Source organism: Dehalococcoidia bacterium, from assembly GCA_030648205.1.
GTDB lineage: Bacteria > Chloroflexota > Dehalococcoidia > JAUSIH01 > JAUSIH01 > JAUSIH01.
In genome coordinates this window covers 1-19351 of record JAUSIH010000015.1, presented here as the reverse complement: position 1 = coordinate 19351, position 19351 = coordinate 1, and the positions used below count along the sequence as shown (strand labels likewise).

Here is a 19351-nt window from a genome sequence, read left to right as displayed (position 1 = left end):
TACGCGCGGCCTCTCGTGACTGGATATGCAGTACAAGTATGAAGCAGTCTCTCCGGCGGGAGAATCTGTACGGGGCACCATTGAGGCGGAGTCTGAGGCCATAGCCGAAGAGCGCCTCTGGGAGTCCAATCTCACCGTTGTGCGCCTCAAGGTGCATCGTCCGCCCATGACGCTGGACGAAGCGGTCCCGACCCTCTTCGGCGTCAAGCGGGAAGACGTCATCAACCTCAGCAGGCAGCTCGCGTCGCTCCTGGACGCCGGCGTTTCCATCCTTCCTGCTCTGGAGCTGCTTCAGGACCAGGTCACCAAGGCCTCCGTCAGGAAAGTCGTCATTGCCATCATCGGTGACCTGCAGTCAGGGTCGCTCTTCTCCGCCTCTTGCGCTCGCCATCCCGACATCTTCCCGCCGGTATTCTTGAAACTGGCGGCCATTGCCGAGGAGACCGGCAACCTCCCCGTGATGCTGCGGCACATCGCCAACTATATGGAGAAGGAGTCGGCCCTGGCGAAGAAGATCCAGAAGTCTCTGGCGTATCCGTTGACCGTGCTCGTGGTTGCGCTTGTCGCTGTCTTCATCCTCATTAACTTTGTTCTCCCGTCTCTGGCCGGCCTCTTCAAGGAGGTAGGCAGCGAGCTGCCTTTGATCAGCCGTATCCTATTGAATGTTGCGGCGTTCATCTCCGCGTATTTCGCGTATCTGCTTGGCGGCGCGTTGGTGATTGGTCTCGCTGCCTACATGTACCTGCGCACTCCCCAGGGGGTGCACAACAAGGACCGTTTTTTCCTGAGCGCGCCCATCGTCCGTACCCTGGTGGTCAACAGCAACATGGCTCGGCTGACCCGGACCATGGCCCTCTTGATGCAGGCGGGCATTCCTGTCATGGACGTCCTGAACCTGGCCGTGGGTACGCCTCTTAACCAAGTGCTGCGAGACGCTCTTGTCGCGGTCTGTGATAACATTCGTGCGGGGCAATCTATTTCTCAGGCCTTCGCGGCGCAGAAAGCGTTTCCCAAGATGGCCTCTCAGCTTATTGCGGTGGGAGAGCAGACGGGCAGGCTTGGGACCAACCTGGAGACGCTTGCGGCGTTCTACGAGTCTGAGGCGGACCAGGCGATGGCCTCCGCCATCGGCTTTATTGAGCCCGCCCTTATCCTTGTGGTGGGAGGGATAGTGGCGTTCATCGCCATATCGGTGATTAGCCCCATCTACAGCGCGATTCAGACGGTCCGGTAGAACCAGCGGCGGTCCACCCGCCCAAGTGAGGCAGAGTGAACCCATTCTCGGATATAACCTCCCGGAGCAGAGCGCAGAGCGTGGATATCAACTTCATCCCGCCTGCGTACCGGCGGGAGTCGCTGTCCAAGTCCTCTCGTCAATACCTTATCCTCTGCTGTATTCTGCTGGTGGGCCTGGTCTACCTGTTCGTCATGTTCAGAGCGCAACAGAAGGAGATGGGGTTCCTTGAGCTGCGGCGGGCTGCCCTGGAGAAGCAACAGGTCGAGATTGCAGCCGGCAAGTCGGAGTTCGATAAGCTGCAAGACGCCATCAAAGTCGTGGAGGAGAAGGCGGCGGGGCTGGCGGCAGTCCAGAAGGGCCTGCCCACCATCCCGTGGGGCCGTGTCCTGCAAGCCATTGGAGACAGCGGGACCGATAAAATCACGCTGGGTTCTCTGGTCCAACAGAAGCGCAATGTGACCATCTCCGGCCTGGCCGCTGACTTTCCCAGCCTGGTGGAGTACGGCACCCGCGTTAAGGCGTCACTCGACCGGCAGGGGCTACCAGTGGAGTTGACATATCGGCAGGCGGGGGCGGCGCCCCCACCTGTCCTCGTGGCGACGCCCGTGCCCAGGGCGACGGTCACGCCGACACCTACTCCCATACCGGGGATCGCCTTTGTCCTGGTTGTCACTGTCACGTCGGGGGGCGGCCCATGAAGCTGCCTCTGGAACGCGTCCTGACCATTCTGACTGTGGTCCTGCTGGTGGCCATTGCGGGGATCGGGTATTCCTATTATCAGGGAATAGGGCAGCTTGCGGATACGGAGGAGGAGACGACCTCCACCGCCGCCCGGCTTGTCCTCTTGAAGAGGTCACGTGAACTGGCGCCGCTGAGCACAACATTGAAGGAGAAAGAGCAGCAGCTCGCCCAAGCGGAGAAAGGTATACCCCTCACAGGCTCCACGCTGAGCATATACGACGTGGTGACGTCGGCCTCCCAGAGGACGGGCGTTGGGCTGCGCACTGTGGAGTTCGTCGGGACCGAGGTCCCGAGCGCCACAACTTCTCCCACGCCCTCGCCGACACCGGCGCGCCCGCCGGCGCCGCCGCGCGCGACAGCTACTCCGCTGGCCCCGCCGCGCTATGCTGTCGCGCGGTTCACGGTGAGCGCGTCAGGCTCTCTGGACCAGGCCAGCAAGTTCATCCGTGACCTCCAGTCGACCAAGGACGTTTCCCTTGTCCCGGACGACATATCCGTCATACGTGAAAAGGACTCGTGGCTCGTGAGCGTGGCGCTTTTGCAGATTATCCGCTCCGGGTAGCGGGGCAGGAGCTTTCTGGACGTGTTTTTTCTGCAGCCTACTATCGTATCGCTGGTGATCGAGGGCCGTGTGGTGCGCCTTCTGGTCACGAAGGGCCGCTCCGTGCTGAGCTGGGCGGTGGTCCCGTTTAATCCCTCGCTGGTGCGCTCGGGCGTCATCACGCGGCCTCAGGACATGGCGGACATCATAAGGCAGGCGATGGAGCGGGGCCGCTTCAGCGGACGCCTGGCGGCGACGTTCCCCGGCGTAGGCGTCGTATCGCGCGTGCTGACGCTGCCCCGCGGCGTGATCGCTGATGTGGACACCGTCGTCAACCGGGAGGCCCGGCGGCTGATGAACTTCACCCCGGATACTACGTATCTGTTTCAAAGTCCCATCGCCAACAGGAAGGGGCCGCAGCAGATATTCGTGCTCCTGGCCCCCAAAGGCCCGCTGGACTCTCTGATGGAGACGTTTGAGGCCCTGGGGCAGAGGCCCTGGGTGGTGGACCTGAAGCCCATGGCTCTGGCGCGGGCCTCCAACCGGACGAACGTCATCATTGCCTATGGCGAGGTCTCGAACATAGACGTGGTGATCGTGGTGGACAACGTGCCCGTCCTGATGCGCAACGTTCTGCTCGGCGAAGAGGCCGACGTTGAGTTCGCGCGCACGCGGATGGTGGAGGAGATTACGCGGAGCATTGTCTTCTACAACGATACCCATCGAGAGACTCCCCTCTCTTCGGGCGTCCCGGTGTACCTGGCGGGGGACCTGGCCGCGAACGGCGCGGCGCTCGTAGACGTCATAGCTCCAGCGGTGAGCCGTGAGGTGTCCTTGTTGCCCCCAGCGCTCTCCTGGCCGGAGGAGCTGCCCGCGGTCCCCTTCGCCGCCAACATCGGCCTGGCGTTGAGAGGTGTCTAGGATGCCTCGACCCGTGGACATCCACGTCCATCCATCCACGCGCCAGTTCCTGGTGGACTCCTCAGGCCCGTATATGGCGGCCACGGAGGCCTACTTCCACACGCGCATCCCCGTCCGCACGGAGGACGAGATGGCGCGGGAGATCGCCGAGCAGGGCGTCCGCGGGGTGCTCCTGGGCTGGGACGCGGAAACGAACACCGGGCTGCCGCCCATCCCCAACGACTGGGTGGCCCACGTGGTGCGCAGCTATCCCGACGTATTCGTCGCGGGCTTCGCCGGGGTGGACCCGTGGAAGGGGAAGATGGCGCTGCGAGAGATAGAGCGCGCCGCCAAAGAACTCGGCCTGCGTGGCCTGAAGTTCCAGCAGTCGGCCCAGGCGTTCTTCCCCAACGACCAACGTTTTTATCCCCTGTGGGCAAAGGCCCAGGAGCTTGGCCTGATCGTACTGTTCCACGTGGGCGTCACCGGCCTGGGCGCCGGCGGCCCCGGCGGCATGGGCGTCCGGCTCAAGTACACCCAGCCGATCTACATTGACGACGTGGCCGCGGACTTCCCTGACCTGCGCATCATCTGCGCCCACCCGGCCTGGCCCTGGCAGGACGAGATGACCGCTATCGCCATCCACAAGCCCAACGTGTATATTGACCTGTCGGGCTGGTCGCCCAAGTACTTCCCGCCCGCGCTGGTGCATGACATCGCTACCCGCCTGCAGGACAGGACGCTGTTCGGCACCGACTATCCGTTCATCAGCCCTCGGCGCTGGCTGGACGACTTCGCAAAGCTGAATATTCCGGAAGACGTCCGCGCGAAGATACTTTACCGAAATGCCGAGCGGCTGCTGGGGCTGAAGCCGGATTCAGGAGAGCGCCGTGAAGCTCGCTAACAGAGTCGCAGTGGTGACGGGCGGAGGGAGCGGCATCGGCAGGGCCATCTGCCTGGCGCTGAGCAGGGAGCAGGCCAGCGTGGTGGTGGCCGATGTGAACGACGTGGGCGCCCGCGCCACGGCGGAGGCCATTGCCGCCGAGGGCGGGAAGGCGCTGGCCCTTCGAATGGACATAACGTCCGCCGTGGAGGTCGGGCGCGCCGTGAAGCAGACCGGACAGCATTTCGGCCCCGTTGACATCCTGGTCAACAATGCGGGTTGGGACAAGGTGATGCCCTTCATGGAGACCACCGAGGAGTTGTGGGACAAGCTTATCGCCATCAACTTGAAGGGGCACATGGTGGTGACGAAGGCCGTGCTTGCGGGGATGATCGCGCGCCAGTACGGGAAGATCGTGAACATCTCCTCGGACGCGGGCAGGGTGGGGTCCTCCGGGGAGGTCGTCTATTCGGCGGCCAAGGCGGGGATACTGGGCTTCACCCGTGCGCTGGCGCGGGAGATGGCCCGCTATAACATCACCGTGAACGCCCTCTGCCCGGGGCCCACGGACACGCCCCTCTTCGCGGAAATAGCCAAGGATACGCCGCGCCTGGCGGAGTCGCTGATACGGGCCATTCCCATGCGGCGTCTGGCGCGCGTCCAGGACGTGGCGGCGGCGGTCGTCTTCTTCGCGTCTCGTGATTCCGACTACATCACAGGCCAGGCGCTGAGCATCAGCGGCGGCCTTTCGATGGTCTAGGCCTCCGTTGGACATGGTATTTCCCGTCTTCATGGCGCTGGCTGGCCTCGCCGTCGGCAGCTTCATCAACGTGTGCACTGACCGGTTGCCGCGGGGCAAGTCCATCGCCTTTCCACCCTCCCACTGCGATAGCTGCAGCCGTCGGCTGACATTCCTGGAGCTGTTGCCGGTCCTGGCCTACGTTGTCCTGGGCGGCAGGTGCCGCACATGTGGCTGGCGCATTCCGGCCCGCGTCCCGCTGGTGGAGGCGGTCACGGGAGGCGCGTTCCTCGCCCTCGCGCTCGCCTTCGGTCCCAGCTTCCAGACCCTGCGCCTGGCGCTGTTCGCGGTCCTTTTCATCATCGTATTCGTCATTGACCTGGAAACGGGCCTCATTCTGAACAAGATTGTGTATCCCGCGTCCGTGGTGGCCTTCGGCCTGTCGGCGCTGGAGCCTGGCATCGGGCCTCTCTGGGCGCTGGTGGGCGCCGCCGCCGCGTTCACGCTCTTTCTCCTTATCTATATCCTCGCGCGCGGCGGCATGGGCGGAGGCGACGTGAAGCTGGCGGCGCTGGTGGGACTGGCGACCGGCTTTCCAACCGTGCTGGTGGCCCTGTTCGTCACGTTCATCCTGGGCGGTGTCGTTGCCGTGGGACTGCTGGCGAGCGGGCGTCGCCGCAGGCGGGACGCAGTCCCCTACGGCCCGTTCATGGTCGTGGGCGCGTGGGTGGCGCTGCTGTGGGGTCTGCCCATCGCTACGTGGTACGTGGGTCTGCTGGGAATCACCTTGCGGTAGTGGCCTGGGTCTTTGGCTCCTCCTCTCCGTCCTGTGCTACTCTCGCCGCGGAAGCAATCGCTGGTTCGCTTCCGTGCGAAAACGCCGATGTGGTAAACTAATTCCGACAGTCTCTTTGCTCCGGTGAACGACGACGCAACGGGCGGCTGTCCGGAGGAGGAGGAAGAAGGCGGCTATGGCTTCAGGAGGTTGGGCTAGCACTCCGCTCTCGGCAGGGGGCTGGCGCAGGCTGCTGCGACGCGTTCGGAGCTTTGTCATCCGAGGGTCCGACGGCCTGAGCCTGCTGGAGATGGTTATTGTGCTCGCGCTTATGAGCGTGGCCCTTGTCGCGCTGCTCCAACTGCTGAGCGCCAGCGTCCGCGCCGAGGGCACCGTGAGGCGTCGCGTGGGGGCGGAGGTTGTCGCCTCCCAGCAACTGGAGCGGGTGAAGCAGGCGGCTTTCGACCCCGTTGTATCGGCCACGCCCGGCCCCGCATACTCGTCGCTGCCGAGCAGCTACACGGTCCAGGGGGACGACTTCACGGTGAGCACGACAGGGGTCACCGTGGCCCAGGGGGTGCAGCTCGTCACGGTGACTGCGAGCTTCGGGAGCACGCCGGTGGCGACGCTTGAGACGTACAAGGTGAACCGGTGAGACCGTTAGCACGCGACTGTCGGGGTGTGACTCTTATCGAGTCCATCATAGCCATTGCTCTGCTGGCGCTCGTCACGACACCGGTCTTATCGGTCTGGTTTGTGAGCTTTTTCTACCCCCTGCGTCTGGAGCACAAGGCCCTGGTCGCCCACGACATCGAGCAGGCGCAGTACTGGCTGAAGCAGGATATCGAGGCGGGGCCGACGGGGAATAACCTAGGGACGCTTTCCAAGCTATTCCTTACCATCGGGACGTCGCCCGGGCTCTCCGGGAACAACGCGCTCAGCATTATCTACCGGACCTGGCCAAGCGCGAGTTCCACGTCACCCACCAGCTCCACCGTGACCTACGCACTGGAGGCGCTCGACTCGTCCGCCGGCGCGTACCAGCTCGTGCGCACAGGCCCCTCGGGGGCGAAGCGGGTGATCGCCGCCTACATAGCCGACCCTGCTAACGTGGTGTTCAGCGGGTCCAGCGCGTCCTCCACACCTGGCGCGCCCTCTCAGGGCATCACGGTCGCAATCACGTCCACGGCGGGGACCGCCTCCCAGAGCGCCACGCTGTACGTCGAGCCACGGGTGTACCAGCCGCTGCCCACGCCTACGGCGGCGTCGAGCCAGACCTGGATAGCGGAAGTCCCGATCTACGTCTCCTCCAAGAGCGGCTTTTACACCGTGATAACCACCGAGGGCAGCGGCGCCATCCAGGCCGTCTGGGGCCTGACGACGTCCGCGTCCATCTCGGTGTCCATCTTCCTGGGCACGCCGCTGGGCACGACGCTGGGGGACAGCCTCACCGACCCGACAAAGGTGAGCGCGATCCTGGTGGCCAGTAACAGCGCCACCACGACCAATCTCACGGTGACTTCCGCGCCAGTCGCGGCCCAGACGTACACGGTCTATTTCTTCAATCAGGACGTCCAGAACTACGCCATCACACCGCGTGGGAGCGCGACGATTGCCTATGTCTCCTCCACCGTGCCGTAGGAATATATGATGACCATGCACGAACGCCTTCTTGACAGAACGATACCGGCCAGCCCCAGGCGAGGCTGGAAGCGGGCGTCTGGCCTGCGTCGTCTGGCGGGCGTCAAGAGGTTGGACCGCGGCGAAAGCGGGCAGGTCCTGCTGATCGTCGTCATCATCATGAGCCTGTCCGTGCTCATGGCTGTCCCGATTACAAACGTCTTCTCCAGCACGCTGCGGCAGGGGCTGAGCGTGCACCAGGACTACCAGGCCGAGTACAGCCGGGATGCTGGCGTCGAGTACGCCATCGCCACTCTCAAGAACACCCAGTCAACCCGCGTCACACTGAGCGGCCAGGTGGGCGTTCCGCTGGCTCTCTCCCTTCCGCCCACGGCCGCCAACGGCGTCAGCGTGACATCGCTCCAGGCCACGCTGCTGACCCCGGCCAACTATGCCCTGGTCCGGGGCGCCCCCGGCGGGAGCGGGCAGGCGTTCGCGTTCGCCCTGGCGCGCTTGGCGGGGGAGTCCCCGTGGGCGGCCACTCGCGGCCTTCAGCTCGGCGCGTGGCCGCGCGACGGCGGACAGGCGCTCGCCACGCGCCTTGTGTCCACGGACAGGGGCAACTGGCTGGACCAAAGGCCCGCCCTCCTTCCGCGGGTGACCGCCGTAACGGTCATCACGGCGTCCAAGACCGTCAGCCCGACCACGGTCACGCCCGGCGGCCAGGTGACGTACACCATCACTATCCAGAACCCGGGCGGCGAGACCGCCAGCGTCACTGACGTCATTGACTCGATCTCATCGGGCTTCGGCTACGTCCTGAACTCCACGACGGGCGGCATGACCAGCAACCCCAAGGTGACGGGCCTGACCACGTTGGCCTGGTCGCCGGTGCCCAGCATCGCCGCCGGGGGGAGCCTGACGTTCTCCTTTAATGTAGCGTCCACCACGACCCCTGGCATCTACTACAACCAGGTCCAGGTCACAGGCTCCAACTTCACCACGGTGAACACGGGCAACACGGCCCCGGTGACCGTTGGCCCCAGCATGTCCGTCACCAAGACCGTGACTCCTGTTGTCGTGGTCGCTGGAGGCAACGTGACGTACACCGTGACCCTCGCGAACAACTCCTCGGGTCAGACGGCCCACACGACGAGGTTCGTTGACACCCTTCCGTCGGGGTTCTCCTACGTGACGGGCAGCACAACGGGGGCGTTCACGTCGAACCCGTCCATCACGGGCGGGGTGACGCTCACGTGGAACGTCGTCCTGACGGTCCCCTACGGCTCTCCCGCGAGTTTCAGCTTCCAGGCGGCGAGCGCCACCGCCTGGGGACTGCACTTCAACGACATCCGCGCCGAGGGGAGCGACTTCGCCACCGTGGCGACAGGCCCCACCGCCGCCACGACTGTCGGCGACATCCAGATAACCAAGACGGTGGACCAGGCCAACGTGAACGGCGGCGAAACGATCACCTACACGGTGACCACCCGTAACGTCGGGTCTGGCACGATCAACATCGTGCGCTTTGAGGACGTCCTGGCGTCGGGCTTTACCTACGTGACAGGCTCGACCTCGGGGGCCATGACGGTCAACCCGAGCCAGGTGGGCAACACGCTGACCTGGTCGGGCGTCGGCGTGCCCAACAGCATCGCCGGGGGAGGGCAGGTCGTGTTCAGCTTCCGGACGGTGACGCCGAACAACCCCGGCGACTATTTCAACAAAGCAACCGTCGTGGTGTCCCAACCGGGCGGAGGGCCGAACCAGACCGTGACGACGGGTGATACGGCGAAGGTGAGCGTGTCCTCCAACGCTGCCATCGTCATTAGCGAGACCCAGGGGAACAGGTCCGGCCCCATGGGCTGGTCCAACGTCTATGTCACGGGATACAGCTTCGCTCCCAATGCCACGGTCAGGCTGTTCTGGCGGGACCTCAACAACCCGCTGAATACCAGCCTCGCGCCGCCCATCGGCACGGACCTCCAGTCGGGGCAGACCCTCGTCACGCTGTCGTCATCCTATCAGCCTCTCTCCTGGGCGGCGTTGCAGGTCACCATACCCAGCAACGCCAACTGGGGGAACGGCTTCATCGTGGCGGTGGAGCAGAAGACCTCCTCGCTGTGGATCGAGCGGGACCGCAAGGCCTTCAACGTGCGGGCCAAGTACCTGATCACCAGCCAGACCTCCGACGGCAAGACGGTGACGGCGCGCGTTGCGTTCACCGGCGCCCCCTCGCCGGACAAGGCGTTCTCCATGCCCACCAACACGCCCGTCATCACCATCTACGACTGGAAGCTTCCGTAGAGCCAGACCGACCAGTCGGTCGCTTCTGGCGTCCCCGAAGTTCGTTGCTAATGTCATTGCGAGGCCCGATGGTTCGAGTTCCTCACCACAGGCTCGGAGGGCCGCCGCAGCGCGCGCGCACGGCGTGGCAATCTGGCTGCGGGGCGCACCCTTCCTCTCCCGATGAATCGGGACTTCGTCCTCCTTCCACGGAAGGAGTCCTCGCAATGACAATGCATAAGCGTATTTCAGGGCCAGGACACCAGGTAGTGTGTCAGTTAGGTCGTCGTCATTCCGGCGAAAGCCGGAATCCATCAGAGCGTCTCCCCCACGCACGTCTCTGGACACCGGCCTTCGCCGGTGTGACGGGTAGAGTCCCATTCCCTACCACGGCAAACTGATACACTACCGGACACCAGGTTTTGTTGACAATCGGTATTTCCCCGCTCATGGTGAGCCAGCCTGCCCTGAGCGGAGCTCACTCTCCGCACCCGTGGGCGCGCCAGGGGACGTCCCGGACTCCATGGACGGCCATGACAGCAGTCCGCCGGCATCGGAGAATACCTCACGCGCGCCGAGCACGCTCACCCAGGGCCGCTCATGGGGAGGCCGTGCGGGACCGATAACCAGACTGTAATACACACGAAACGCTGCACCGCGCCAAGCTCTGCCGCCCCGCGGGAGAATAAACGGATAAGAAAGTAAGATTACAATAAGATTACATAGCCCCTTGACAAAGGTGGATTTTTGTGCTATGGTGTGGGCGCACGGTTCGGCCCGGACTATTCCGAACACGAAACATGACGGGTTAATTAGAGAAATAAAGGAGGTGCAGGCGGGGGAAAAGCACTGCGGGTCATTGTGGAAAGACCAAGGCGAAAGCCCTTGCCTTGAACCAGGGCAAGGAAACGATGGAGGGTAAATACTACAATGAAGGCGTTGAAGCGATTTCTGGGACGGGAAAAGGGCGTCACCCTGCTGGAGCTGGTGGTCGTCCTCTCCATTATGGCGGTCATCGCGAGCATAGTGGCGCCGGCAGTGGGCGGCAAGACGACCAGCGGTCGCGGGACCGTGAAGGTGTCGGACATCGCGACGGTGCAGGGCGCCGTGGACAACTACGTAGGCGAGGCGCCCGCGTTGACGAACTACCCCGTGAACGGCAATCAGAAGCCAAGCTTGGCTACAGGGAACTACCAAGCGACGATAACGAGCTTTGTGATGCCGGACGGCGCGACGACGACCCTGTACGTGAAGCCCATTGACTTCAACTCGAATTTCCTCAAGACGGGAGAGGGCGCAGGGACGACCAAGACGTTCGTTCCCAGCTATCTCAAGACCTACCCCAAGCACTCCGGCGCCACGGGCACCACGGCAGACCCCAACGTGCTGGCGGGCTCCAGCAATTTCACCGGTGGTACTATCAGCTTCGTGGGCGGCAAGGACTACACGCCGGGTGGGACCATTGGCACCATCGCGGCCACCAGCATCGGCGTGTGGGTGATTGACCAGAACAGCCGCGTGTGGGTCCTGCTGGACGACAGCAACTACTAGCAGGCTGTTGAAAGGGAAGAGGTATGAAAGAACAGAAGGGTTTCACTCTCATTGAGATCCTGATCGTGCTGGCGCTGATGGCGGTGCTGATGGCGATCGTGATCCCCAACGTGCAGGGCTTCCTGGGCCGGGGCAAGCAGGACGCGTACAACTCGGACAGGAAGACGCTGCAGGTCGCGGTGGACGGCTACTATACGGCGGCGGCGAACAGGACCACGTTCCCGACCAAGAATGGGGCGTCCGGCGTGCCTACTTTTTCCGCCAACGCCTACATGGACACGGACCTGCTGATCGACGGCAAGTACATCAACGAGTTGCCCGCGTCGGCGAACGTGTTCAACAAGACGGGCGCGACGGGCACATACGGGTGGTACGTGGACACCAACGGGCGGGTGCAGTCTCTCCCCACCTACACCGCGGGTGTGTACCCATAGGCGCCCGGTCAGGTCTGGCATGATGCGAGCTGTTACAGGACGCCCGCCCGGATGCGGGCGTCCTGTAACACAAAGAGGGTGGAGGATGTGAAGGAGACGCGCACGGGGAGCAGTCAGGCAGGCGTAACACTCGTGGAGGTCCTGATGGTGCTGGCGCTCCTGGCCGTGCTGTCGGCCATGGTCATCCCGAACATCCAGGGGTTTCTCTCCGTGGGCCGCGAGAAAGCCCACACCTTGGACAGGAACACCCTCCAGATAGCGGTGGATGGCTATTACAGGAAGAACAGGGCCTATCCGACGACCGCGGGAGCGACGGGCGCGCCGACCTCCGGCAACAACTCGTACGTGGACACGGACGCCCTGCTCGCGGCGAACCTCCTGAACGAGGCGCCCGCGTCGGTGAGCACGTACAACAAGTCAACGGCGACGGGCACGTATGGATGGTACGTGGACGCCAACGGTCGGGTCCAGGCGGCGCCGACCTACACGGGCAGCTATCCGTAAAGCCGGGGCCCGCAACGGCGAGGGCGTGACGCTCCTGGAGCTGGCGGTCGTCCTCCCGATACTGGCGGTGGCCGCCCCCATCGTGACGGACTTCCGTCGCCCGCACGGGGCAACGGCGACTTCATGCTCGTAGGTTGTGACGCAGGCTGGGGCAGGAAGCGAACGCGGATATGGCAGGTGCAGGGTGTCTTTTCGACGGTGGAGAATCAAATCAATGCAGCGGCGCGGCGAGATGGGTCTCACCCTGCTAGAAGTGGTGATAACGGTAAGCATCCTGGCTATTCTGGCCTCGATCCTGGCGCCCAACGTTGCCCAGTATGTCCCGAAAGCGAAACAGGACGCGTACCTGGGCGACCAGAGAAACCTGCAGACGGCGATCAGCGCGTACTACCTGCAGAACGGCGCATACCCGACGTATGCCGGGCAGACGGGCGACCCGTCCGCCACGCTGAACTCATACGTTAATCCGGACTTACTTACGGCTGGAAGGTTCGCGGTGAACAGGCCCCGTTCATCCAACAGCTACAACGGGGGCACAGGCACGTATGGGTGGTACATTGACGCCCAGGGACGCGTGGAATCCACCCCTACGTTCACTCCAGGTGTTTATCCCTGAGCCCGTCTTGGGCCATTTCATAGGAGGGCAACGGCGGTCCCGCCCCGCCGTTGCCCTCCGCTTTTTTGGACATTAACCCGAGGGACTCGGAGCGCGACGTGACCACTGATACACAAGTCCAGCCACACCCATCGGGCAGGACGCGCGGCATCCTGTTTGGGGCGGTCTTCCTCAGCTCTCTTGTCGTCTATCTGAGCGGCCTGTCTCCCACCGTCCAGTGGGGCGACTCCGCCGAGCTGGCCACGGGGGCCTTCACCCTTGGTATCGTTCACCCCACTGGCTACCCTCTCTATATGCTTATGGGCAAGCTGTTCACCTATTTGCCCTTCGGAGACATCGCGTACCGGCTCAACCTGATGTCGGCTGTCGCGGCGGCGGCGGCGGCCGGGGTGCTGGCGCTGGCGGTCGTGGAGATGACCCGCCGGCCCATCCTCGCGTTCGTGGCGGGGCTGAGCTTCGCCTTCACGCCGGTCTTCTGGCACCACGCCATGGCAGCGGAAAAGTACAGCCTGCACGGCCTGTTCGTGGCCCTCGTCCTCTGCTTTTTCCTGGTGTGGCGGCGAACAGGCCAGGCGCGCTATTTCGTCCTTCTGAGCCTGGTCGTCGGACTATCCCTGGCGCACCATCGGATGACCGTTCTCCTCGTGCCCGGGCTGGTCTTCGCGTTCTTCGCGGTGGAACCGTGGCGGAGCCTGCGCCCGCGCCATTACGTGGCCGCGGCAGCCCTCTTACTCATCGGGCCGCTGCTGTACTTGTACATACCCATCCGCGACGCCGCGAATCCGGCGCTCGACTTCGCCCGCTTTGTGGGCGTGGACGTGCAGACGCCTCAGGGTTTCCTGTGGTACATCAGCGGCGCCCTCTTCCAGCAGGGCCTGAGCCTGGACCCCGTTGACCTCTGGAACCACCTGGAGATGGTGGGACTGTCTCTTGCCACGGAATACAGCCTCGTGCTGGTGGCCTTTGCCCTGATAGGGGTGTACGGGCAGAACCTGCGCGACCGCCGCCTGCTGCTCACCCTGGCCCTTTTCTTCGGGGCTAACCTTGCCTTCGATATGGTCTACCAGATCGTCAACATCACGGACTATTTCTTCGTCCTGACGCTTCTGCTCACCGTCTGGGCGGCGGAGGGTTTCGACCTGGTGATATCGTTGCTGCTGGAGGCGACACCCTTGGGGACGGCCCTGGCGTCCATCACCCGGCGAGTATCCGCCGCGGACCTGGCGCACCTGGCGCTGGTGCCGCTGCCGGTCATCCTTCTGCTGGTCAACCGCCCGGCGATGGATGCGAGCAGCTCCTACGCGGCAAGGGATGTCGCTCGGAGTGTGATGATCTCCCTTCCGAAAGACGCCGTCATCTTTGTGCTGTGGCCCTGGGCGAACCTGTGGTACGTCCAGTCGGTGGAGGGCCTGCGCCCTGACGTGAGCGTTGTGGACGTGGGCCTGTACTCGCTGGGCGTCCGCACGCAGGCCATCACGCCGGAAATCCTTGCCCTCGCTGCGCGCTCAGACCTGGTGCACAAGCGCCTCAATGAGTTAATAGACTCCTATGCGCAACGGCCGCGCTTCGCCGCCTTCTATTTGGCGTTCCTTCCAGAGCGGTACGGGCTTGTCTTCCACAGTAAGGTGGGGCCGGTATTCAAGGTTGAGGACAAGGGGCCTCCTCTTGTACGGCAGGAGGACGCCGCGACGCGCGAGTTCTCCGGCCCGATGGTCCAGGATGCGCTGGAGCTTATCCGCGCCGAGGTGGGACCGGCGGACACAGTTGCGGGCGGGCTTGTCCGGGCGAAGCTCACGTGGCGCGTCCATCGTTCCGTGCCGAAGCCGGAAGACCTGGGCTTCCTTCTCGCTCCGAATGGCAAGCGCTCCGAGAGCTTCGGGTATCGCGTGCGGCAAGGGTATGGCGTGTCCTCCCCGGAGCAATGGCCGGCGGGGGCCATTGTGGAGGAATACTACGACGTGTTCATTCCGCTCAAGCAACTCCCGGGCCGCTATGACCTGCTCCTGACCGTGCTCCAGTACGGCGAGAAGGACCCGCGGCCAATACCCATGACGTGGAACGGGCAGACCAACGATACGATCAAGCTCCAGGAGCTTCAGGTGCATCCGGATAGTTAGCGTCGGGGAAGGTGTAGCCGTCCCGCGATGTTGCCGTAAGCAGCTTCTGACCTATAATGACCAGTGAGGCCAGACCATGACCCAGGAAGCAACGCTAAACTACCTTCGCGAGACCGAGCGGGAGACGCGCAAGTTCCGCCTCCTGACTCTGACCCTTGTCATGATCCTCTTCTACATCCAGGCGGGCCGCACAGTGGGGGATCTCAGCCTCGTCATTCCTCTTCTTGGTCTGGCCCTGGGTTATCTGGCCTACGCTCTCGCGCTGGCCACGGTCATCCTCCCGCGAGTGCGGACGCCCGCCATCGTGTACGCGCTCGTGACGGTGGATGTGCTGGCGCTCGGCGGCGCGTTCCTGCTGGCAGGGACCGTGCAAACAGCCCTGATCGCCGCGGTGCCCGTGCTGGTGCTCTACTATTCCGTCTTCTTCGGCTACGCCAGCGCCCTCTTCGCTTCCAGCATCGTATCTATCGTGTACGTGGGGCTGGCCGTCTTTTTCAATCTGCCGGTGACGGGCTCCCTCGCCCAGGTCTCGCTGGACCCCGTTATCCCCGTTCAGGTCATGTCCTTCTTCTTCCTTGCGTTGCTCAGCGGCTACCTGGGGCGCAAGCGGATAACGGAGCGTCAGGAGAAGGAGGAACTCCAGGAGGTGCTCGGTGTCCAGAACCGGGCGCGCGGTTTGCTGGAGGTCGCCAACGCCCTGTCAAGCTCCCAGGCGCTGGACGAGGTGCTGGATGGGCTGGTGAAGGACGTACCCCAAATCTTGAACGCCACTGACGGCCTTGTTGCGCTTCTGGACGAGGAGAAGCACGAGTTGCAACTCCAGGTGGCGACGCTCGACCCCGTCGTGCTGAAGGCGCCCCGGCTCAGCGATGTGAAGTTCTCGCCGAATGATGGCGCGGCCACTGCCCAGGCCATGGAGTCGGGGCGGACGGTGGCCCTGTCGGGCGTGCAGCCCGGAGACCCGCGCCTGCCATCGTGGGCGCGCCCCGTGCTGGGGGCGTGCGCTCTGATGGTGATTCCTCTGTCTGCTAAGGAGAAGAGGCTGGGCGTCGTCTATCTAATTGACACGGTGAACCCGTCCCGCATGTTCAGTGAGACGGAGATTGCCCTTGCGCAGGGCTACTGCAGTCTGGCCGCCAACGCCATCGCCAACGCCCTGATCCACCGCGCCGCCGAAGGGCGCATCAGCAAGCTGCTTGGCGAGCTGCAGACAACCATTCAGCGGATGGACCGGCAGCGCGAGTCCCGCAAGCAGCCCGAATTGACGGTGGGCGGCCTGCGTATTGATACGGTCAACAACAGCGTCACCCTGGACGGCCAGCGGGTCAGCCTGTCCCCCACGGAGTTCGACGTGCTGTACCTGCTGGCGGAAAACGCAGGGCGGCCCCTCAACACGGACACCCTGCTGTGGCGCGTGTGGGGCGAAGGGCACACCGGCCAGACGAACGCGGTGGACGTGTGCATCCATCGCCTGCGCCGAAAGCTGGGCAAGGGTGGTAAACGCATCCTTACCATCCGGGGCGTAGGCTACATGCTGGACATGGGGTCGTCCGAGGATCGAGCGCGGGAGCTCAACGCTGCGCCCGCCTCCGGCGAGGGTCAGTAGGGTTTGTCCTTGACGTTCCCCGAACGCCTGGCTGCATGGCTCAAGACGCATCCTCACGCGTTTCCCCTCGCGGCGCTGACGGTCGCCGCCGCTGTCGTCTTCGTCCTCTTCATCAGCGCTTCCGCGACGGCCACCGGCGGCCACGTTGTCGCGCCGCTTGATGATTCCTACATCTATTTCCAGTACGCCAAACGGCTGGCCCAGGGCCACTTCTACTCCTACACCGGGAGCGACGGTTACTCCACCGGCGTGACCAGCATGCTGTACCCGTTGTTGCTGGCGCCGTTCTATCTTCTCGGCTTCACCGGCGAGGTGTTCGTGGCCATAGTCATTGCGCTGGGCGGGCTGCTGCTGGCCGCGAGCGGATGGCTTATGTACCTTCTGACTCGTCGAGCCACCGGGCACTGGGCGCCGGCGCTCGTCGCGGGACTTCTCGTCGTGCTGAACGGCCGCGTCGTGTGGGGCTATCTGAGCGGCATGGAGATACCGCTGCTCATCACGGCTGTCCTGGCGACAGTCTGGCTGTGGACTACGCCCGGCAGAGAGGGTCTTGCCGCGGCGGCCGCCTGCGTGCTGGTGCTGGCCCGGCCGGAGGGGCTGGTCTTTGGCGTTGTGCTCGCCGTGCTCCTGGGGCTTCGCGTGTTGCTGGAAGGGCATCGGCCCGGAGGGCTGCTGGCGTCCTTCCGCGGAAGGACGTGGCGCTTGGCGCTGTACGCCTTGGGGCCGGTGGCCGTCGGCAGCGTGCCGTTCCTTCTGAACCTCGCCATGACAGGGCAGACCGTAACCAACACAGGCGTCGCGCACTCCCAGCTCTACGACCCGTTTGTCAGCCTCTCCATTGTTTTGCAGCGGACAGCGGCGCACCTCCACGTCTTCCAGGCGCGCATCATGACCGGCGACCTCGTCCCGTCGTCCCTGGCTGGCGTCCGCCAGGCCCTGGCCATAGTGACGCTGCTGGGCTTTATTGTCCTGTGCGTCCAGGAGTTGGGCAGGCGCACGGTGGGCGCGGGAGCTATCGCGCTGGGGGCCGGGCTGACCATGCTAGCCGCGGAGGCGACGATTATTCCTTCGAGTGTGCACCACTTCCGGTACTACATGCCATACATCGTGCTGGGCGTGTTCGGCCTCATGGTGGGCGTGTACAACGTCCTCTCCCGCATCCGCTGGCGGCCGCGCATCCTCTTGCTGGCGCCCGCGGTCCTGCTGGTCACGCCGGTCGCTGCTCTGCCGGACTGGGCGACGACGTACGCGGCCAACGCCTCCGATATTCGCTATCAGCACATTGAGATGGCGCGTGTGGTCAACCAGCGCGTTCCCGCCGACGCATTGCTGGGCCTGAATGATGTGGGAGCGATCGCGTATTTCACCGACCGGTCCATCTTCGACGTAATCGGTCTCACGACGAACGGCGTGGCCGAGTGGTCGCGTCACGGCGAGGGCACGCTGTGGGAGATGCTGGAGCGGACGCCGCGGCGTCCTGACTATCTCGCGGTGTACCCACACTGGCTCAGAAGCTTCTACGAGACAGGCACATGGCGCAAGCTGAACTCCGTGCGCCTTGAGGAGGCAAGCATCGCGGGCGAGGCGCAGATGGACCTGCTGCGGCCGGACTGGTCGCTGGCGGGCAGCGGCGACAGGATGCGGTCGGCGCCCGCGCCGGGCCTTTCGCGCGTGGTGGACGTCGTGGACGTGGCGGACCTGGTGAGCGAGCGGCAGCACGTGTACAGGCTCCTGCCTCGAACGGACGGGGTCAACATAGGGAACAACGTCGTCCGCTCGCCTTACGTGAATGGGGGTGACGTCATGGACGGCGGGAGGCTCGCGCTCGGCGGTGAGCGGATGACCGTGCGCGTCACGCCCGGCGCGCCGCTGCTCATCGTGCGGCGGTCGTACTCGCGGGAGGCGTTTCGCATTCGGGTGCGGGTGAACGGGCAGGACGCCGGCGTGTGGTCCGCGGATGCGAGCGCGCCCGTGCCGCCGGAGGTCGCGAAGGCTTTGCCGTGGTACGCGGACGCGCAGTTGCCAGAGGCCAGGGTGCCTCTTGCTCTGCGTTACTGGAGCGAGGACACGTTCCAGGTGCCGAGCACTCTCATCACCGCGCCGGATGTAGAGATGGAGTTCATCCTTGAGATGGACGGGGTGCGCCGGAATCCGTTCAGGTACTCAGCCTACCACTACTGGTTCCTGCAACCGTAGGCGCGCGGCCTATTCCCGTCCCAGGTTGATGAGCGCGGCCAGGTAGCCCGCGCCGAAGCCGTTGTCTATGTTCACCACGGACGTGCCCGGGGCGCAACTGTTGAGCATGGCCAGCAGCGCGGTGATGCCGCCGAAGCTGGCGCCGTACCCCACGCTGGTGGGCACGCCTATGACCGGCACGCGCACCAGGCCCGCTACCACGCTGGGGAGCGCCCCCTCCATTCCGGCCACCACTACAAGCACCCGCGCCTGCTGAAGCTGGGGCACGCGGTCCAAGAGGCGGTGCACGCCCGCGACCCCCACGTCGTAGGCCTTCTCCACCTCGTTGCCCATCAGCTCGCAGGTGATGACGGCCTCCTCCGCGACAGGTATGTCCGATGTGCCCGCGCTGAGCACGATGACGCCCCGGCGTCGCGCGGACGCGGGCGCGCGGTCCAGGGTGATGACGTTGGCCTGGGGATGGTACACGGCGTCGGGCAACGCGGCCTTGACGACCGCGAAGGCGTCCGCGGTGGCGCGGGTCACCAGCAGCTTGTCGGAACGCGTGAGTATCTCCCTGGCGATAGCCACGATCTGCTCCGGCGTCTTGCCCTGGCCGAAGATGACTT

General features: G+C 64.4%; 18 protein-coding genes. 17 read left to right on the top strand and 1 reads right to left on the bottom strand.

Annotated features, from left to right (window positions below):
* The first annotated feature begins 25 nt into the window (after window positions 1–25).
* The 17 genes from Q7T26_01845 (at window position 26) to Q7T26_01765 (ending at window position 18743) form a co-directional block, all read left to right on the top strand.
* Window positions 26–1234, top strand: a complete 1209-nt coding sequence (locus Q7T26_01845; GenBank protein ID MDO8530902.1) for a type II secretion system F family protein — start codon at window positions 26–28, stop codon at window positions 1232–1234.
* Between the two features lie 80 nt (window positions 1235–1314).
* Window positions 1315–1935 (top strand): hypothetical protein, encoded by a 621-nt coding sequence (locus Q7T26_01840; protein MDO8530901.1) that lies wholly within the window; start codon window positions 1315–1317, stop codon window positions 1933–1935.
* Window positions 1932–2540, top strand: coding sequence for a hypothetical protein (locus Q7T26_01835; GenBank protein MDO8530900.1), 609 nt, complete (start codon window positions 1932–1934; stop codon window positions 2538–2540). Before Q7T26_01840 ends, Q7T26_01835 begins: the two co-directional genes overlap by 4 nt.
* A gap of 21 nt (window positions 2541–2561) precedes the next feature.
* Complete coding sequence (locus Q7T26_01830) at window positions 2562–3440, top strand: hypothetical protein (GenBank protein MDO8530899.1); 879 nt, start codon at window positions 2562–2564, stop codon at window positions 3438–3440.
* A gap of 1 nt (window position 3441) precedes the next feature.
* A complete protein-coding gene (locus Q7T26_01825) occupies window positions 3442–4323 on the top strand; it encodes an amidohydrolase family protein (protein ID MDO8530898.1) in 882 nt (293 codons plus the stop codon).
* Window positions 4310–5062 (top strand): 3-oxoacyl-ACP reductase family protein, encoded by a 753-nt coding sequence (locus tag Q7T26_01820; protein ID MDO8530897.1) that lies wholly within the window; start codon window positions 4310–4312, stop codon window positions 5060–5062. The genes Q7T26_01825 and Q7T26_01820 overlap by 14 nt, the downstream gene beginning before the upstream one ends.
* Before the next feature lie 13 nt (window positions 5063–5075).
* Complete coding sequence (locus tag Q7T26_01815) at window positions 5076–5837, top strand: A24 family peptidase (GenBank protein MDO8530896.1); 762 nt, start codon at window positions 5076–5078, stop codon at window positions 5835–5837.
* A 175-nt stretch (window positions 5838–6012) separates the two neighbouring features.
* On the top strand, window positions 6013–6471 hold the full coding sequence (locus Q7T26_01810) for a prepilin-type N-terminal cleavage/methylation domain-containing protein (GenBank protein MDO8530895.1): 459 nt from the start codon (window positions 6013–6015) through the stop codon (window positions 6469–6471).
* The gene (locus tag Q7T26_01805; protein ID MDO8530894.1) at window positions 6468–7457 is read left to right on the top strand and encodes a type II secretion system protein; all 990 of its coding nucleotides are present in this window, start codon (window positions 6468–6470) and stop codon (window positions 7455–7457) included. The genes Q7T26_01810 and Q7T26_01805 overlap by 4 nt, the downstream gene beginning before the upstream one ends.
* Before the next feature lie 6 nt (window positions 7458–7463).
* Window positions 7464–9740 carry a DUF11 domain-containing protein gene (locus tag Q7T26_01800; GenBank protein MDO8530893.1) on the top strand — a complete coding sequence of 759 codons (2277 nt, stop codon included), beginning with the start codon at window positions 7464–7466 and terminating at the stop codon, window positions 9738–9740.
* 909 nt (window positions 9741–10649) lie between these two features.
* Window positions 10650–11270 (top strand): prepilin-type N-terminal cleavage/methylation domain-containing protein, encoded by a 621-nt coding sequence (locus Q7T26_01795; GenBank protein MDO8530892.1) that lies wholly within the window; start codon window positions 10650–10652, stop codon window positions 11268–11270.
* A gap of 23 nt (window positions 11271–11293) precedes the next feature.
* Window positions 11294–11704 carry a type II secretion system protein gene (locus tag Q7T26_01790; GenBank protein ID MDO8530891.1) on the top strand — a complete coding sequence of 137 codons (411 nt, stop codon included), beginning with the start codon at window positions 11294–11296 and terminating at the stop codon, window positions 11702–11704.
* Between the two features lie 87 nt (window positions 11705–11791).
* Window positions 11792–12208, top strand: a complete 417-nt coding sequence (locus Q7T26_01785; GenBank protein ID MDO8530890.1) for a prepilin-type N-terminal cleavage/methylation domain-containing protein — start codon at window positions 11792–11794, stop codon at window positions 12206–12208.
* 214 nt (window positions 12209–12422) lie between these two features.
* Entirely contained in the window at window positions 12423–12824 is a 402-nt protein-coding gene (locus tag Q7T26_01780) for a type II secretion system protein (protein ID MDO8530889.1), read from the top strand.
* A 98-nt stretch (window positions 12825–12922) separates the two neighbouring features.
* Window positions 12923–14941 (top strand): DUF2723 domain-containing protein, encoded by a 2019-nt coding sequence (locus Q7T26_01775; GenBank protein ID MDO8530888.1) that lies wholly within the window; start codon window positions 12923–12925, stop codon window positions 14939–14941.
* Between the two features lie 76 nt (window positions 14942–15017).
* A complete protein-coding gene (locus tag Q7T26_01770; protein MDO8530887.1) occupies window positions 15018–16547 on the top strand; it encodes a winged helix-turn-helix domain-containing protein in 1530 nt (509 codons plus the stop codon).
* Between the two features lie 9 nt (window positions 16548–16556).
* The gene (locus Q7T26_01765; protein MDO8530886.1) at window positions 16557–18743 is read left to right on the top strand and encodes a hypothetical protein; all 2187 of its coding nucleotides are present in this window, start codon (window positions 16557–16559) and stop codon (window positions 18741–18743) included.
* Window positions 18744–18752: 9 nt separating this feature from the next.
* On the opposite strand, the gene larB is transcribed toward Q7T26_01765, so the two are convergent.
* Window positions 18753–19351, bottom strand: a 599-nt coding sequence (larB, locus tag Q7T26_01760) for a nickel pincer cofactor biosynthesis protein LarB (GenBank protein MDO8530885.1), incomplete at its 5' end; no start/stop codon positions are given.

Excerpts from the sequence above, each read along its gene's own strand:
- Q7T26_01845 (MDO8530902.1), top strand. The coding sequence starts at position 26 with ATGCAGTACAAGTATGAAGCAGTCTCTCCGGCGGGAGAATCTGTACGG.
- Q7T26_01835 (MDO8530900.1), top strand. The coding sequence starts at position 1,932 with ATGAAGCTGCCTCTGGAACGCGTCCTGACCATTCTGACTGTGGTCCTG.
- Q7T26_01825 (MDO8530898.1), top strand. The coding sequence starts at position 3,442 with ATGCCTCGACCCGTGGACATCCACGTCCATCCATCCACGCGCCAGTTC.
- Q7T26_01815 (MDO8530896.1), top strand. The coding sequence starts at position 5,076 with ATGGTATTTCCCGTCTTCATGGCGCTGGCTGGCCTCGCCGTCGGCAGC.
- Q7T26_01810 (MDO8530895.1), top strand. The coding sequence starts at position 6,013 with ATGGCTTCAGGAGGTTGGGCTAGCACTCCGCTCTCGGCAGGGGGCTGG.
- Q7T26_01800 (MDO8530893.1), top strand. The coding sequence starts at position 7,464 with ATGATGACCATGCACGAACGCCTTCTTGACAGAACGATACCGGCCAGC.
- Q7T26_01795 (MDO8530892.1), top strand. The coding sequence starts at position 10,650 with ATGAAGGCGTTGAAGCGATTTCTGGGACGGGAAAAGGGCGTCACCCTG.
- Q7T26_01790 (MDO8530891.1), top strand. The coding sequence starts at position 11,294 with ATGAAAGAACAGAAGGGTTTCACTCTCATTGAGATCCTGATCGTGCTG.
- Q7T26_01780 (MDO8530889.1), top strand. The coding sequence starts at position 12,423 with ATGCAGCGGCGCGGCGAGATGGGTCTCACCCTGCTAGAAGTGGTGATA.
- Q7T26_01770 (MDO8530887.1), top strand. The coding sequence starts at position 15,018 with ATGACCCAGGAAGCAACGCTAAACTACCTTCGCGAGACCGAGCGGGAG.